11 protein-coding genes are annotated in these 15880 nt (G+C 36.5%); 6 read left to right on the forward strand and 5 right to left on the reverse strand.

All coding sequences use genetic code 11. From position 1 onward, the window contains the following. From J7604_RS05070 to J7604_RS05090, 5 genes are all read left to right on the forward strand, one after another. Positions 1-934, forward strand: a 934-nt coding sequence (locus tag J7604_RS05070; protein ID WP_293892059.1) for a HAMP domain-containing sensor histidine kinase, incomplete at its 5' end; no start/stop codon positions are given. Positions 935-1089: 155 nt separating this feature from the next. Continuing rightward, a complete protein-coding gene (locus tag J7604_RS05075) occupies positions 1090-1452 on the forward strand; it encodes a YciI family protein (RefSeq protein ID WP_293892062.1) in 363 nt (120 codons plus the stop codon). 45 nt (positions 1453-1497) lie between these two features. After that, a complete protein-coding gene (locus J7604_RS05080; protein ID WP_293892065.1) occupies positions 1498-2721 on the forward strand; it encodes a DUF6596 domain-containing protein in 1224 nt (407 codons plus the stop codon). Positions 2722-2882: 161 nt separating this feature from the next. Continuing rightward, positions 2883-3437 (forward strand): 2OG-Fe(II) oxygenase, encoded by a 555-nt coding sequence (locus J7604_RS05085; RefSeq protein ID WP_293892068.1) that lies wholly within the window; start codon positions 2883-2885, stop codon positions 3435-3437. Positions 3438-3710: 273 nt separating this feature from the next. Further along, positions 3711-4442 carry a DUF6567 family protein gene (locus tag J7604_RS05090; RefSeq protein ID WP_293892071.1) on the forward strand — a complete coding sequence of 244 codons (732 nt, stop codon included), beginning with the start codon at positions 3711-3713 and terminating at the stop codon, positions 4440-4442. A 166-nt stretch (positions 4443-4608) separates the two neighbouring features. Here J7604_RS05090 and J7604_RS05095 read toward each other — a convergent pair whose 3' ends face one another. From J7604_RS05095 to J7604_RS05105, 3 genes are read right to left on the reverse strand one after another with little or no spacing between them, the layout of a single operon-like run. Next, positions 4609-5214 carry a 2,3-bisphosphoglycerate-dependent phosphoglycerate mutase gene (locus J7604_RS05095; RefSeq protein ID WP_293892074.1) on the reverse strand — a complete coding sequence of 202 codons (606 nt, stop codon included), beginning with the start codon at positions 5212-5214 and terminating at the stop codon, positions 4609-4611. 22 nt (positions 5215-5236) lie between these two features. Next, a complete protein-coding gene (gene ligD / locus J7604_RS05100) occupies positions 5237-7918 on the reverse strand; it encodes a DNA ligase D (protein ID WP_293892077.1) in 2682 nt (893 codons plus the stop codon). 4 nt (positions 7919-7922) lie between these two features. Next, on the reverse strand, positions 7923-8774 hold the full coding sequence (locus tag J7604_RS05105; protein ID WP_293892080.1) for a Ku protein: 852 nt from the start codon (positions 8772-8774) through the stop codon (positions 7923-7925). A 241-nt stretch (positions 8775-9015) separates the two neighbouring features. Here J7604_RS05105 and J7604_RS05110 point away from each other — a divergent pair, with 241 nt between their 5' ends. Then, on the forward strand, positions 9016-10023 hold the full coding sequence (locus J7604_RS05110; protein WP_293892083.1) for a glycosyltransferase family 9 protein: 1008 nt from the start codon (positions 9016-9018) through the stop codon (positions 10021-10023). Between the two features lie 125 nt (positions 10024-10148). On the opposite strand, the gene J7604_RS05115 is transcribed toward J7604_RS05110, so the two are convergent. After that, positions 10149-12029 (reverse strand): cytochrome c peroxidase, encoded by a 1881-nt coding sequence (locus J7604_RS05115; RefSeq protein WP_293892086.1) that lies wholly within the window; start codon positions 12027-12029, stop codon positions 10149-10151. Between the two features lie 70 nt (positions 12030-12099). Beyond that, the gene (locus tag J7604_RS05120; RefSeq protein WP_293892089.1) at positions 12100-15771 is read right to left on the reverse strand and encodes a metallophosphoesterase; all 3672 of its coding nucleotides are present in this window, start codon (positions 15769-15771) and stop codon (positions 12100-12102) included. Positions 15772-15880 lie beyond the last annotated feature (109 nt).

Genomic DNA, 15880 nt, shown 5'->3' on the forward strand with positions numbered 1-15880 from the left:
GATAATGTTGAGATTTAACCTGGGAAGAAGTTATCTTGAAAAGATAAAAAAAATCAAACAGGTAATGGAGGCTGAAGAATCTTTGATACTTGACCATAAACAACAAACCTCTAATGACGATGTCATGAAAACAATATATGGTGTTTTGATCAGTTTTATCGTCAGCTGCATAGTGGGCTTTTATTTACTGGTATTTATAATCAGGGATATTTCAAATGAGAAAAAAATCAAAGCCAACCTTATTGAAATAAACGAAAACAAGAATAAATTTTTCTCCATTATTAGTCACGATCTAAAAGGACCTGTAAGCAATATTTTGAAACTGTCAGAGCTCTCAAGAGAAGCCAAGGACTACGAAGAAATAAGAAAAATCAATGAAATGATTGAAGAGTCAAGCAGGAAGGTAAATTCATTACTAAGCGATCTTCTTAACTGGGCCAGTCTGCAAATGAATTCTATTAAAATATCGCCCCAAAGTATCCAGCTCAACAAACTGGTAGATGAAAACATTAATATACTCAATGGAATTGCCGTAGATAAAAATATAAAACTTATTAATGAAACTGACCATACCATTTTAGTATGGGCAGACTATGAAATGCTAAAGACCGTTATTCGTAACCTCATTTCCAATGGAATTAAGTTTACCAACTCAAACGGATATGTCAAAGTGATTTCCAAACAACAAAATGGAAAAGTTGAAATTTACGTGTCTGACAATGGAATTGGAATGTCTCCTGAAGTAAAAAATAAATTGTTTCGAAAAGACATCACCTATTCGAAAACTGGTACAGCCAACGAAAAGGGATCAGGCATGGGACTTAAAATTTCAAAAGATTTTATTGAGAGGAACGGAGGAACCATTTCAGTTGAAAGTGAAGAAGGAAAAGGAACATCCTTCAAAATAGTTCTTAACACGAGGAATCGGGAATAACCATAATTGCGCTTATACGCATATTGCCCTCCTATATGCTTCATTACTTGAAGTAAATGATAATAAAAATATTTCCCCAATCGTGTCCAAAACTGGTAAAGTCAATTGTCATAATGTTGAAATCAATATTCAACTTCATTAAAAAAATTACAAACATGGAACAATACGCATTGATTATGAGACATGAGGATGGCAAAAAAGTTGCTTCCCCGGAACAAATTCAAATATGGATGCAACAAACGATGGATTGGATCGGCAGCATTTCAGCTCAGAACAAATTTGTAAGCGGTACCGGTCTTCCATTTGACAATGCACGTGTGATAACTGCAAGTGATAAAGGAAAGATTGTCACCAATGGTCCGTTCGGAGATATCAAGGAAACAATCGGAGGTATCATAGTAATTAAAGCAGCCTCAGTAGAAGAAGCTGTTGAATTTGCAAAAGGTAGTCCAGTATTGCAGGGAGAAGGCAATAGTATTGAGGTCCGAAAAATTGCAAAAGATGATGGTACACATTAAGCAATCGTTAAACCTTCAAGGCATTATTAAAATACATTTAATGTAATGAAGCAAAATGAATTGATACCACATTTATTCAGAACGGAGTTTAGTAAAATATGCTCCGTTCTCACCAGACTTTTGGGTATTGAACATTGCAATACTGCGGAAGACATAGCCAGCGAAACTTTCTTATCAGCTTTAGAGACATGGACATACAAAGGAGTACCAGAAAATCCTGTAGCCTGGCTTTATACGGTAGCTAAAAACAAAGCCAGAAATCATTTTACCAGAACCCTAGTCTTTTCCGACAAAATCATTCCGCTGTTATCAGGTAATTCTTCAACAACATTTGAATTAGATCTCTCCGAAAAAAATATTACAGACAGTCAATTGCAAATGCTGTTTGCAATCTGCCATCCTTCAATCCCAAAAGAAGCGCAGATAGCGCTTGCATTGCGCATACTTTGTGGATTTGGAATAGAAGAAATTGCCAATGCATTTTTAACCAACAAAGAAACTATTAATAAAAGATTATACAGAGCAAAAGAAAAATTAAAAACAGAAAAAGTCAAAATTGAATTTCCTTCGGAATCTGAAATCAATACAAGTCTGGACACTGTCTTAACAACATTATATCTGCTGTTTAATGAAGGTTATTATTCCGAAAGCAATGACAGTATAATCCGTGAGGATCTTTGCCAGGAAGCAATGCGACTTACATTACTGCTGATTGAAAACCAAACAACAGATCTTCCTTCCGTTAATGCCCTTTATTCACTTATGTGTTTTCATACTTCCAGATTTCCTGCTAGGATAAATAATGCCGATGAAATTATTTTATATCATGAACAGAATGAATCTTTATGGAATTACGAACTTATATCACAAGGAGCGTATTACCTCAACAGAGCTTCTTATGGAGATCAAATTTCACGCTATCACCTTGAAGCTAGTATTGCTTATTGGCATACTCAAAAGAAGGATACAAATGAAAAATGGGAAAACATATTACAACTTTATAATAGATTACTACAAATAGAATACACTCCTATCATTGCTCTTAATAGAATCTATGCATTTTCCAAAGTAAAAAGCAATGCTAAGGCAATCGAAGAAGCTGAAAAGCTGCAACTAACCGAAAATCATTTTTATTATATTCTTCTTGGTGAACTTTATAAAAAAGAAAATAAAGAGAAAGCAAAGGCCTGTCTGGATAAGGCCCTTAAGCTTGCAAAAACCAAGTCAGACAAGTTGTCTATAAAGAGGCTGCTTGATAGTCTTAAATAAAAACTTCCCCAATACAGGATATTTTAAAGTTAAAATATCAACCTTCTACAAAATTTTAAGATTTGCAGCAATTTCTTTTTAATTCACTTTTAGTTATCCTCTAAACTTCTAACTTGAATCACAAGCAGTCAATTATACTAACCACCTAAACTAGTAAGATTATGAATGCAATTTTTCACACTGACCAAATCTGGTCCATCGAAAATTTCCTAACCAAATCCGAATGTAATGATCTGATAGCACTAAGTGAAAACATCGGATACAAAGAAGCAGAGGTTAGCCTTCCTTCGGGTGCCAAAATGATCAAAAGTTTAAGAAACAATGAAAGAGTAATTCATTCTGACATGGGCCTTGCCTCTACCCTTTGGGACAGACTCATAGACTTTTGTCCGAAAGAAATTGACAACTCATACTCTATGGGATTAAATGAGCAGTTCAGATTTTATAAGTATGAACTTGATCAGAGATTTAAAAGACATATAGATGGGAGATTCAGAAGAAGCGATACGGAAGAAAGTCGGATCACTTTTATGATCTATTTAAATGAAGAGTATGAAGGGGGAGAAACAGCATTTGATGAAGTCACCATTTTCCCTAGAACCGGTATGGCATTGTGCTTTATTCATGAATTAAAGCATGAAGGATGCCCAGTGAAAAACGGTGTAAAATATGCTCTACGATCAGATGTAATGTATAAACAAATGGCTGAATCTTAAAACCTTTAAATCGTTAATCATTCAAAAAAATAGCCCCTAAAATCGGGGCTATTTTCATTTTTTCTAACAGGAATACAATATCTACTTGAACTTATAAAAACTACATATAAATACCAAGTCCTTAAAAACCAACTAAGTAGTTATTTACCTCACTAACCTTTTCTATAATTAACATCTTTGTCAAAAAAATATTTTAATGCCTAAAATATTTTACCGAAATTTCGTTTTGAATTCGTTTTGAATTCGTTTTAAATATTTAATTAACTTTAACTAATGAAAAATTTTTTACTTGAATTTTTATTTTTAGGAATGCTTTCTTCATGTGCTTTTCACTCAGGTAATGTATCTTCAGGTTCCATAGTTGATTGCCCTATGAAGACTATTGTAACAGGGAAAGCCTCTACCCGAAAATTTCTTGGCTTAGGAGGGCTAAATAAAACTGCATTGATAGTAGAAGCCAAGCAGGATCTTTATAGAAAAATAACTGATAAAAAGGATTTAAAGCTCACCAATTTCACAGTTGATTTTAAGACCACTTATATACTTTTTTACTCTTCAACCATAGCAACGGTATCTGCAGACCTTTTTGATTGTGGAGACACAGTGAATGTTGTATCTTATAATCCACCAATGATTGGAGGCTTGCTTTTGGGAGACAGCATTATTTATGAGTACAATGGCTTCCACAAAGGATTAGTAACAAAACATTTGAGTAAAGAAAGATGTGCAATTACTTTCCTATACAACAATGCTCGTCTTAAAAAGCAAAAGGTTAGTCAAGATGTTATTTATAAGATTACAGAGCATTCCTCCAACAGAAATTACTTCGGCTATGACATAGGAGAGCAGGCTTCTGTAGAGGTATTAAACCTTAAAACAAACACTAAAACTATTAAACCTTGCAGGATTATAGGATTAAATGAAAACAGACTTTTGATATCCTATAGCAAAGAAGACGGACTGGAAAGAGTTTTAAGTGTGGATAAGAGTCAAATAAGACAGTAGCTTTATCCGTAGAGACGCCATGCATGGCGTCTCTTTTGCAATAACAGATATCAAATAAATTTCAGGCTAATTAATTGACAAATAATTTTTTTTATCCAATTGAAAAATTATAAAAAACGAAAGGGTTGCTGAGATTGAACATAATGAGACGCCATGCATGGCATCTCTACAAATCAAAAACCTTTTCAATTTTCATCTCCTGATTAAACTCATAAACCCTTGGTACACCAGTAGCTAAAGTAACATTTGGAATCTCTTCAGGACTAATATTTTCCAGAAACATCATTAAGGCTCTAAGGCTGTTACCATGAGCAGAGATAAGTATATTTTTACCTGCTTTTAGTTTAGGTTCTATTTCTTTCTGATAATAGGGAACCACACGATTCCTTGTATCCTTGAGACTTTCCCCGTTAGGCGGAGCAACCTCATAACTCCTTCTCCATAGCTGAAACTGTTGTTCACCATATTTTATCTCTGTTTGTTTTTTATTCAATCCCTGCAGATCTCCATAATGTCGCTCATTCAATGCGGGAGAACCAAAGACTGGTATTCTTGTCTTATCGCACTCTCTTAGGATGATATTTAAGGTTTCTATTGCCCTTCTAAGCACAGAAGTATAGGCTATTTCAAAATTGTAGGACTTTAGCAATATACCTGCTTGCTTTGCCTCTTCCCTGCCCAGCTGTGTGAGGTCTACATCTGTAATTCCTGTAAACCTGTTTTCAAGATTCCAAACAGATTGCCCGTGTCGAACAATAATAAGTTGCGCCATAAGAATAAATAGATATAAGCTATTAACCGTTTTGTCTGAGAAAATTCAGACTTTTATCCATATCATTGACATGGGTTAATACATGCTTAAATATATCTCCTTTTTCTTTAATCCGCTCAAATATCGTTTTAATATTAAACTTCATAGGATCCAAACCTTTTTTCACTTCGCTCCACTCCAATGGGGTACTGACAGTTGCTCCTGGCTTAGGCCTCAGACAATAAGGCGCCGCAAGGGTTTGTCCCATCCTGTTCTGAAGATAATCCAGATAGACTTTGTTCTGCCTGTTTTTGGGCATACGTTCAAGACTTGTAAGTTGAGGGACAAGATTATTCGTAAGGATTGCAATCAGATATGCAAAGTCTTTTCCCTGATCATAAGTATACTGAGCTCCTAAAGGAATAAAAATATGAATTCCTTTTGAACCCGATGTCTTGCAAAATCCTTCTATCTTTCCTCTGTCAAGTACGTGCTTCACTGCCTGAGCAACTTCCACCACAATATCAAATGTGACTTCCACAGGATCGAGGTCTATCACAATATAATCAGGTTTCTCCGGAGTCTGGATCCTGCTACTCCAGGGATTGATCTCAATACATCCCAGATTTGCCATGTAAAGTAAAGTTGCTTTATCCTGGCATAACATATAGTTCAGTTCCTTTTCATTTGAATCTGAATATATCTTTACAGTTTCAACCCATTGAGGAATAGAATCAGGCATATCCTTCTGGAAGAAGCTTGGCTTGTCATAACCATTGGGATTTCTCCTCAGGCTTTCTGGTCTGTCTTTCAGGTAAGGTAATATAATGGGAGCAATATGATCGTAATATTCAATCAAATCTTGTTTTACATAGCCCTCTTCAGGCCAGAAGACTTTTTTAAGATTTGTAAACTTTAATGCTTGTCCGTCGATTTCAACTAATGCCTCTTTCTTCTTCTTATCCAGTGTTTCTTCACTGATCACGCTTTCATATGTTTCTCCCAAAAGTGTAGTAACGGCTTTTGCCTTCTTCTTCCTTTTTCCTTCCAGGGCTTTTTTTCTTGGCACTGCTTCACGCTGCCTTTCCTTAATAGGCGTCTCTTTAGGTGCATTGATAATAACCTCCGCCTCTTGCTTATTGGTTTCTATCTCTTTCACAACTTCTTCCGGAGACTTATCTTCTCTAAGTCCCATGAAGATAGGTATTCTCATCAGCCCCTCTGATGTCCATTCCTGAAATTTTATTTCACATACTATTTCAGGTTTCACCCAATGAATGGTACCCGGAAGCTTTGGAACATTTTTAAAAGGAGCCTTTTTAATTTCAATATTGGCTAATCTGTCATATATTTCTTGTAAGGCATTATCATCAAAGCCTCCTCCTGAATGCCCTATATAGACAAACTGGCCGTCCTCATATGCACCAAGAATCAAAGATCCCAGATGCTTGCGTGACCTTCTTGGCTCTGTAAAACCAGCAATAATAGCTTCCTGTCTTTGCGCTGTTTTAATCTTTACCCAGTCCCGACTTCTTTTATTCCGAAGATAAACACTGTCAGACTTCTTTCCGATAATACCCTCAACGCCTTGCTGTACGGCCTTTTCAAAGAAGGCAATACCTGCCTCTTTTATATGATCATTATATCTAATCATATTATTTTTTGGCAGAATCTGTTTTAATAGTTCTTTCCTTTTTAATAATGGCAAAGAAGTAAGATCATATCCGTTGAGGTAAAGAAGATCGAACACATAGTAAACAAGATTACCTTCACCTGTTCTCTTGTAATTCTGTATTAAGCCAAAATCAGCAATATTATTATTGTTGAGGACTACAATTTCCCCATCAAAAACAGCCTGCAGACCTAGCTTCTTCAGCTCAACAAGAACAGGTTTGAATAGCTGGTTAAATGAATTATTATTTCTGGAATAAAGTTGAACATCTGTATGATTGATTTCAGCAACTGCCCGATAACCATCCCACTTTATTTCAAAGATCCAGTTTTTATTATTAAAGGGTTCCTCCAGGAGTGTGGCCATCATTGGTTGAATTTGATGTGGCATAGGCTGTTCAATGGCATCACTTAGATCAAGAGTATCCTTCGTTGATCCAGAGATCCATACATCTCCCTCCTTTTCAGATTGCCTGGCAATTTCTTCCATAGACCTTCCTGAAAGTATAGACCTATCTTGTTCTTTCACATCTGCATCTGATGCGTATGCATCATTCTTTTTAATAAGCAGCCATTCATTTCCTTTTCCTCCAGGTCTGTATGTCTTTACCAGAGCGAACTCCCCATTAAGTTTCTCTCCAATAAGAATAAATTTCAGATTTCCTGCATGAAGCCCGGCTCTTAAAGCCTTTTCATTTTCTTGTCTGTTATCAGGATCTATCTCGGGAGCATAAAATTCTCCCCTATCCCATAGCATCACCGTACCTCCTCCATAGTTTCCTTTTGGAATGATGCCTTCAAAACCACCATATTCAATGGGATGGTCCTCCACCATCATGGCAAGTCGTTTGTCTTTATTATTAAGTGACGGACCTTTTGGAACAGCCCAACTTTTTAACACTCCATCTATCTCAAGCCGGAAGTCATAATGTAAATGAGATGCATCATGCTTTTGCACAACAAAACTGAGCCTGCCTTCCCTCTCCTTTTCATCACCCTGTGGTTCGGGAGTTTCCTCAAAGGCTCTTTTCTTCCTGTATTCCTGAAGTCCCATAGCCTTACTCCTTTTTAGTTTTCTTCTTTACAGCAGGTTTCTTTTCCGCTACCTTTTTCTTCTCAGGCTCTCTGTTTTCTGGGACTCTTTCTTTAGAAGCTGACAGGCTGGCCTTCAATGTTTCCATCAAATCTCTCACCTGCGTAGGTTCAGGAGCTTTTTCAGTTACCTCTATTTTTAAACCTTTGGCTTTAGCCTCAATGATATTTTTCAGTTCATCGATATAAGTATCCTTAAATTGCTCTGGCTGAAACTTCTCGGTTAGCTGATCAATTAACTTAAGTGCCATGGACTTTTCACCTTTACCTATTACATCTGCTGGAGGAAGTTTTAATTCCCTGTAATCTCTCAAATCCGCATAATACCTCAGCTGATTCAAAATGATCACATCTCCTACAGCTTTTAATGCACAGATATGTTCCCTGTTCCTAAGAACAAAACTTCCTATGCCCACTTTCTTTGATTCTCTTAGAGCTTCCCTTAATAAGGCATATGGTTTCTCAGCAAATTTATCAGGCTCCAGAAAATAGGGTTTTTCGTAATAAAGGGGATCTATTTCCTCTTCGCTTACAAATTCCTTTATCTCTATAGCTTTTGTCTTGCGGGCATTAGCCTGTTCAAAATCCTTATCTTCCAGAACTACGTATTTGCCCTTATCGATTTCGTACCCTTTGACAATCTCTTTAAAATCAACTTCTTCACCCGTAATGGTATTAATTTTCGCATACCGGATAGGCGCCAGATTCTTCTTGGCCAGCATATCCAAGTCCAGACTGCTTTCCCCTGAGGCACTATACAATTTGATCGGAATGTTTACCAAACCAAAACTGATTGCCCCTGACCACATTGATCTCATTTTTCTTCCTCCATTTCCCTTAAGAAATTAACTTAACATGAAAATATTTTGTTGAAAAGGGAAGTTTCTTCGTTAATAGTCAGGCAAAATCGGGATGAAGTATTTAAAAAATTATAAAAATCAAACAATCCCTCAAGGTAAAAATTCAAGTAATGAATTATTACGATTAACATGATTTTTCAATTGCTAATACTTAATTGGGGTTTAAGAAAAACATTATTTTTGCCTAATATTGAAGCGCGTGAAAAAAGAATTTAAAAGAATATTGATTATTCAGACTGCCTTTCTGGGCGATGTAATCCTTGCAACTCCTCTTGTAGAAAAACTGCACAGACACTACCCTCATGCCCAAATTGATTTCCTTGTAAAAAAGGGTAATGAAAGTCTTCTGAATAACAATCCTATCCTGAATGAGGTATTGGTTTTTGAGAAAAAAGACAAGCTCAAAAAACTGGCTAAAATCATTTCAAAGATTCGGTCTAATAAATATGATCTGCTTATTAATCTTCATCGTTTCGGATCCTCTGGCATCATAAGTTTTTTATCAGGTGCAAAATATAAAATCGGTTTTGACAAAAACCCATTTGCTTTCTGCTATGACAAAAAGATCACACATCAGATCGGAGACAACACGCATGAAGTAAGGCGCAATCTGAGTCTTATTGAAGACATCACAGACAGCAAACCTGAAAAACCAAGACTCTATTACAGCAAAGAAGATGAGCAAAAGGTACAAACTCTCAAAGGTAATCCATACCTCTGCATGGCACCGGCATCTGTCTGGTTTACCAAGCAATTTCCGGAAGACCAATGGGTGGAGCTCATAAACAAGATAAATTCAAAATACAAAATTTATCTACTCGGAGGTCCTGGTGATTCAGACCTTTGTAATTCTATTATAAGTAAGACTGAAAATAAAAAAATTGAAAGCCTTGCTGGAAAGTTTTCTCTGCTTCAGTCATGCGCGCTGATGAAAGATGCAGTCCTTAATTATGTTAATGATTCAGGACCTCTGCACCTTGCCAGCAGTGTAAATGCCAATGTATGTGCGATATTCTGTTCTACCGTACCATCATTTGGCTTCGGACCGTTAAGTGATTTTTCCAGAATTGTTCAGATGGAAAGCGAATTGCAATGTCGTCCCTGTAACTTGCATGGATACAAGGCTTGTCCTCAAGGGCATTTTAAATGTGCGAAGGATATTAGAGTGGAACAACTTTTGAAAGTGCTTTATGAAGTTGAAAGTTGAAAGTAATAAAAGCTATACTCAACTTTTATGAATACTCTCTTTGTGCCTCTGTGGCTCTCTGTGTAATTTATTTCAGTGAGTTACACAGGGGAAATTGAATAAAAGTATCCGAAACTTTGCTTTGCTTAATAAGCACCTGACTTAATAACAACATCAATTATCTCAGGCAATCTTTGCGGCTTTGAAACAACTCCGGAAGTGTCAGTAAGTGATTTCAGAAAAGAAACAATAGCTTTCTTCTCATACGCATTGAGATCAAGAGAATCAAATGGCAATGTTTGATTTTCGATAGCAATTCCCAAACCAGCTCCTCCTCCTTTGTGATAGAAGTCTACTACTTCCTCCAATGTATTGTAAATTCCATTGTGCATATAAGGCGCTGTTATTGCACTATTTCTAACTGTCGGTGTTTTAAAGGCATACATAAATTCCTTTACACCGGTGACATTAAATCTTCCCTTATCAGGATCAACCACTTTAGCTCCTACATAGGCAGGTACTCCTAGCACTTCAAATTCGGAATCATTATAGAATGGAGGTACGGCACCATTGAATACCGGAAAAAAATGACAACTTCCACAAAGCGCTTTACCTGCAAATAAATTATACCCATCAACAGCTTCTTTACTAAGCCTGGTGAGATCACCTTGAACATATTTATCAAATGCACTATTAAAAGTAACAAGAGTTTTTTCGTATTCTGAAATGGCTTTCTGAATATTATACGCAGTGATACCAGACTTATCTTCGAATGCTTTATCAAATAGCATTCTATATTCAACACTTTTATTAAGTTTGCTTATTGCTTCATCCAAAGTGCTGTGCATCTCATTTTTATTATGAACTACATCAAACACCTGCTGTTCCAGCTGATAAGCTCTTCCATCATAGAAGAAAGCTTTCTGGAAAGCAACATCCAATAGAGACGGAGTATTTCTGGTATTATCCCTAATCAATCCTGTCGTTACTGTTAAATTCCTTCCGTCAGTAAATCCCTTTTCCGGATTGTGACAAGTAGCACAAGACATGTTATTTCCGCCTGAAAGCCTTGGATCAAAAAACAATAATTTACCTAATGCAGCCTGCTTTGCATTAAACAAAGTATCATCATAATAAATGGAGAAATGCTGCAAATTAAAATTTTTCCTACTGAACAAAGAAATATTATTCAAGTTCAAAGCCTGCTTTCTTCTTGACCAGGAAAGATGAGCTGCATTGTGAAACTTAACAATATTCTCATTAAGAGGATTAATATATTTTACTATAAAACCCAGCCTGTCAAATGAATTGAAATCCGTATTAGCAATCAGTTGCTTACTAGCAGATTTAAACAAAGCCATACATCGCTGATACATTGGCAGCGTTGAAGGATCTCTTTCTGCATAAATATTAAAAAAAGTAAATGCTTTATTCACCCCTTCCAGACTCCACTCTGATTCTTTAATTCCATCAAGAGAAATTGTAGCATCATAGCCATTGAAGCTCATTGTGGCTAATCTAAAAAGTTGCAGCTGCATCATCTCAAGCAGCTGACCATCATTTAATTCCACATCTTTATAATAATCCTGAAGTGTACTTAACTGATCTTTTAAACTGCTAACCTGATCTTTAAGCAATTGAAACTGATTAACCTCTCCATCATAAATAATCTCTTCAATCTTCTGAAACCCCTGAGGATAAAAAACTTCACTACCCATATCTGCATCATACTTTGGCACCAGCGGACCATTTATATAGTATTTTGCTTCTTTAGGTGAAACATATTCGAGGATAAATTCAATATGTTTATAATGCTTTCTAGCACTTATAAAGTGTTTCTTTAATTTGCTTTGGTTAAAAGATTTTTCTTTCAAAATACTGGAAAGTTGCTCGTTGCATTTTGATATCTCTTCCAGTAAATAAGGTCTGTATCGTTCGGAGACTTCATTTGGAGATGTCTTATAAAGGCTCACTCCTGTAGAAGCTATAAAACATACTATTGAGAGAATAAATATCCAGAATCTCATGCCAGGGATCTTATAATGGAAAAAGGAACTGCCCTAAAAAGGCAGTTCCTAAAAGTTTTTTATTACGTAACTACTCTGAAATATGGTTCATTCTTACCATACTTTTTTGTTTGGATGTCCCAACTTTCAAAAGGTAAATACCTGATTTCAAACCTAATGTTTTTCCATAAATAACAAATGAATATTGGCCTTCAGCTCTCCATTCATTATCAACTGGTTTTGCAACCACAGTACCATCAAGAGCTAAAATCTCTACATTAAGATTTTCGCTTTCCTTTAACGAATAGGATACAGTTACTTCGCTACTGAATGGATTCGGATAAACATTTACACTAAAAGCAGAAGAATTGCTTTCTGTAATATCTGTTACGGAACCAGGGGTAGTAACGCTTACCTCGTCAGATTCAATTGTACAACCGTTAGAACCGGTAACTTTAACTTTATATACACCACCTTCTATTATAGGTAAAATCTGAGCAGTTGCGCCAGGTATCTCAACTCCGTTTTTATACCACTGATTTCCTGTAGCAGCACTTGAAGATAAGATTTCTGTTCCTGTTATAACAGGCTTTTGAGGAAGTGCATTGGTTATATTTTTCAGATAAACAGTATTAGAACAACCTAACTCTGACGTTCCTTTTACTGAAATCAATTCTGAACCTACGGCGGTAAACTTCTTGCTGAATGTAGCTTTTTCAGATGACTCTCCTTGAGAAACTTCATTTACAAAAAATTCATATTTAACAGCACCGGAAGCAGTAAATGTCACTTCATCATCAGGACATACTTTTAAAGAGCTGCTTTCAAGGACTACCTGAGGCATATTTACAAGTGCAAAAGGAGCTGAAGCTTCGCCTTCAACAAAAGGCTCTGAACCAACAAGACGTATTCTGTAAGCATAACCCTCTTCAACCAGTTCAGGAATCCATTCGTTAATAAAGCCACTTTCTGTACCACTGAAAGATCCTAAATTAATAGCATTAGTAAAGTCTCCTTGAGCATCACTTAACTGCCATACGAATTTATTATTTGCTGAAAACTTGCCATCTACCACATAAGTAAGATTGATTTCAGATCCTGCACAGTAGGCGGCAGCCATATCAACAAACTTAACAGTAGGAAGAACAACATTGATTTTAAATGTATCTGATATACACTGGAACACGTCAGTTACAACAATAGTATCGCTCTTTGAAGGAGTATATATAACCTTACTTCCTTTTTCTGATGTGGAATGTGACCATACATAATCACCTTTCCATGAAGCTTCAAGTTGTACAGATTCGCCAAGGGCAACATCAAAAGATTTTACTTTGCTTGCATCTTTAATGATTGTAAATTGATCACGAATTTGTCCGTCCGCGTTAATCCATTTGGCATCCAGACGAGAACCGTCGAACTCCAGAACCATAGAACCACCATTTGTAGCATTTGAGTAACCTCTCATTGCTTCATGTGGGAAGCTTGACTGTTGTCCGCCTAATTGACCCGCAGAACCTGATACGACATAAACAGTTCCATCCAATGTATGGAGAGAATCTTTAAGATAAGTACATGAATTTTCAGTACCATCGTAACGACCATTAGATTGGCTAAGATTGTGTACGTTTTCATCAAAAGTAGCTTCTTTGCCATAATGACCTTTCATCAGCTTGCTGCGCTCATAGTCGTGGCTATGTCCGCAAAGAATCAAGTCCACACCATAACGCTCAAGAATTCTGATAAAGTTTGTACGAATGCTAGCAAGCTCCCCTTCAGAATCTGAATTATGAGATCCCATTGTATATGGAGGGTGATGCCAGTAAGCAACTATCCATTTGCTCTTGTTTGCTTCAAGATCTTTCTTGATCCATTGAACCTGTGCACCAGTAGTATCATATAATCTGGTTGCCTGATCTTCTTTTCCGTATGAATCAAGAGAAAGGAAGTGGATATTACCATAGTCATATGAATAAAATGCTTCTGTATTTGAAGGAACTCCACCGGCTTCTCCATTTGTAGGAGTTTCGAAAATTTTATAATAAGGTATAGCATGATCTAACTGGCGGGCAGAACTACCATTATCATAATCATGGTTACCCGGCGCAGGCCATAGAGGAATATTTTTTGACGCATTACCATCATATATGGCAAAGAACTCATCTCTGAATTGATCATCAGAGCCATTGCTGTAAGCATTGTCTCCTAGTAACAGCCATCCGTTTGTCACATTATCACCTCTGTAAGAATAAAATTTATCTCTTACATTTTTCTGATTTGTAGAGTTGTTACCACAATCTCCCACAACCCAGAAAGAATATTTCCCTTCTGAGCCTTTAACTGGAGCTGTAAGAAAATAATTTTGTGCATCACCCTGCAATAAAGAATCTCCAAAACCAATTGAATAGTAATATTTAGTATAAGGAGTAAGTCCTGTAACAGTTGCCAAATGTTCGGTAGTGTCTTTTGAATCAGTAACTGCTTCATCAAGATTTGCGGGATCAAGCCCATATCTTACCACACTATTCACCTTCTTGTCAGTTCTCCAGCGTAATACTATCGAAGTAGAAGTTGATTTTTGAAGATAAGGACCTCTTGTCAGCTTTGTTCTAGAGACTACAGGATCTGTAGGAGTTGTAGGATCGGTTGGAGTTGTAGTTCCTGATTTTGTTTTACCTAAAATCTCCATATCCAGCACTATATCACTGCTGCTTCCACCACTTTGGTGAACTTCAACAGCTATGGTATTTGCACCAGCAACTATTTTACTCTGTGCCTTGGTCAATTTTCCAGTATGCACATTCTTACCATCATCTCCGCTGTTTGCAGTAGTGGTATAATTGACAGCTCCTGAAGGGATATTATAACGGTACACTTCAGAACCATTAATATAAACTACAAGTCCATCATCAAATTTATTATTTAAAATAAGTGTATCAATGAAGCTGATATCTGCAATATTAAGTGTAGTCCTGAAATAAGATGTGATGTATTTGTTAGCTTCATCCGGACCATAGCTTAATTCTGTAACTATAGGAGTTTTGCCATTTGTGCTATATCCGAGAGTTGCAGCGCCACTTTTCCATTGAGAATCATCAAAAGTAGATGCTGTCCAGGCAGTTCCCTGATCTGAACCATTGTCTAGGTATTTCCATACGGAACCGTATGGAAAAAGTGTAAACGGCGCAGCAGTTACACTTCCTGTAATTTCAACATCCAGGGTAATGTCACTGCTTCCGGCAGAACGCTGATGCACTTCAATAGCAATTGAATTGGAGCCTGCAACTATTTTACTTTCAGCCACAGAAAGTGTTTTTGTAAAGACTGTATTTCCATCATCTGCGCATTCTATAATTGAATATGACTTATAATCAATTCCTGAAGCTGCAACATTATCTCTGAAAATCTCTGATCCGTTGATGTAAACAATGATACCATCATCTCGTTTATAATTAATGTCAAATCCTGTAAACATTGATGGATCTTTTACATCAAATGTTGTTCTAAAGTAAGTGGTTGGATATTTATCACTTGAATTAGGGCCAAAACCAACAACAGTTTTGGTATCAGTTTCTCCATAACCAATTTCGGCGGGACCGCTTTTCCATTGAGAATCATCAAAATCTTTTGCATACCAGGAAGCTCCCTGATCACTGCCGTCGTCCAGATATTTCCAGACGGCTCCGAAAGGCATAAGGGTAGCCTTTTGGGCATAAGAATGCATGGTGAGCACCAGCATTAATAATGTGAGTATTTTTTTCATGTACTTTAAATTTTGACATAAAAAAATACTTTCAATATTAGCTGTCGATTATAACAAAGTTAAGAGTCTGTTAAGGTCCGCTCATGACAAGAGTTCAGTCATTCATTTA

Source organism: Sporocytophaga sp., from assembly GCF_017745095.1.
Classification (GTDB): Bacteria; Bacteroidota; Bacteroidia; order Cytophagales; family Cytophagaceae; genus Sporocytophaga.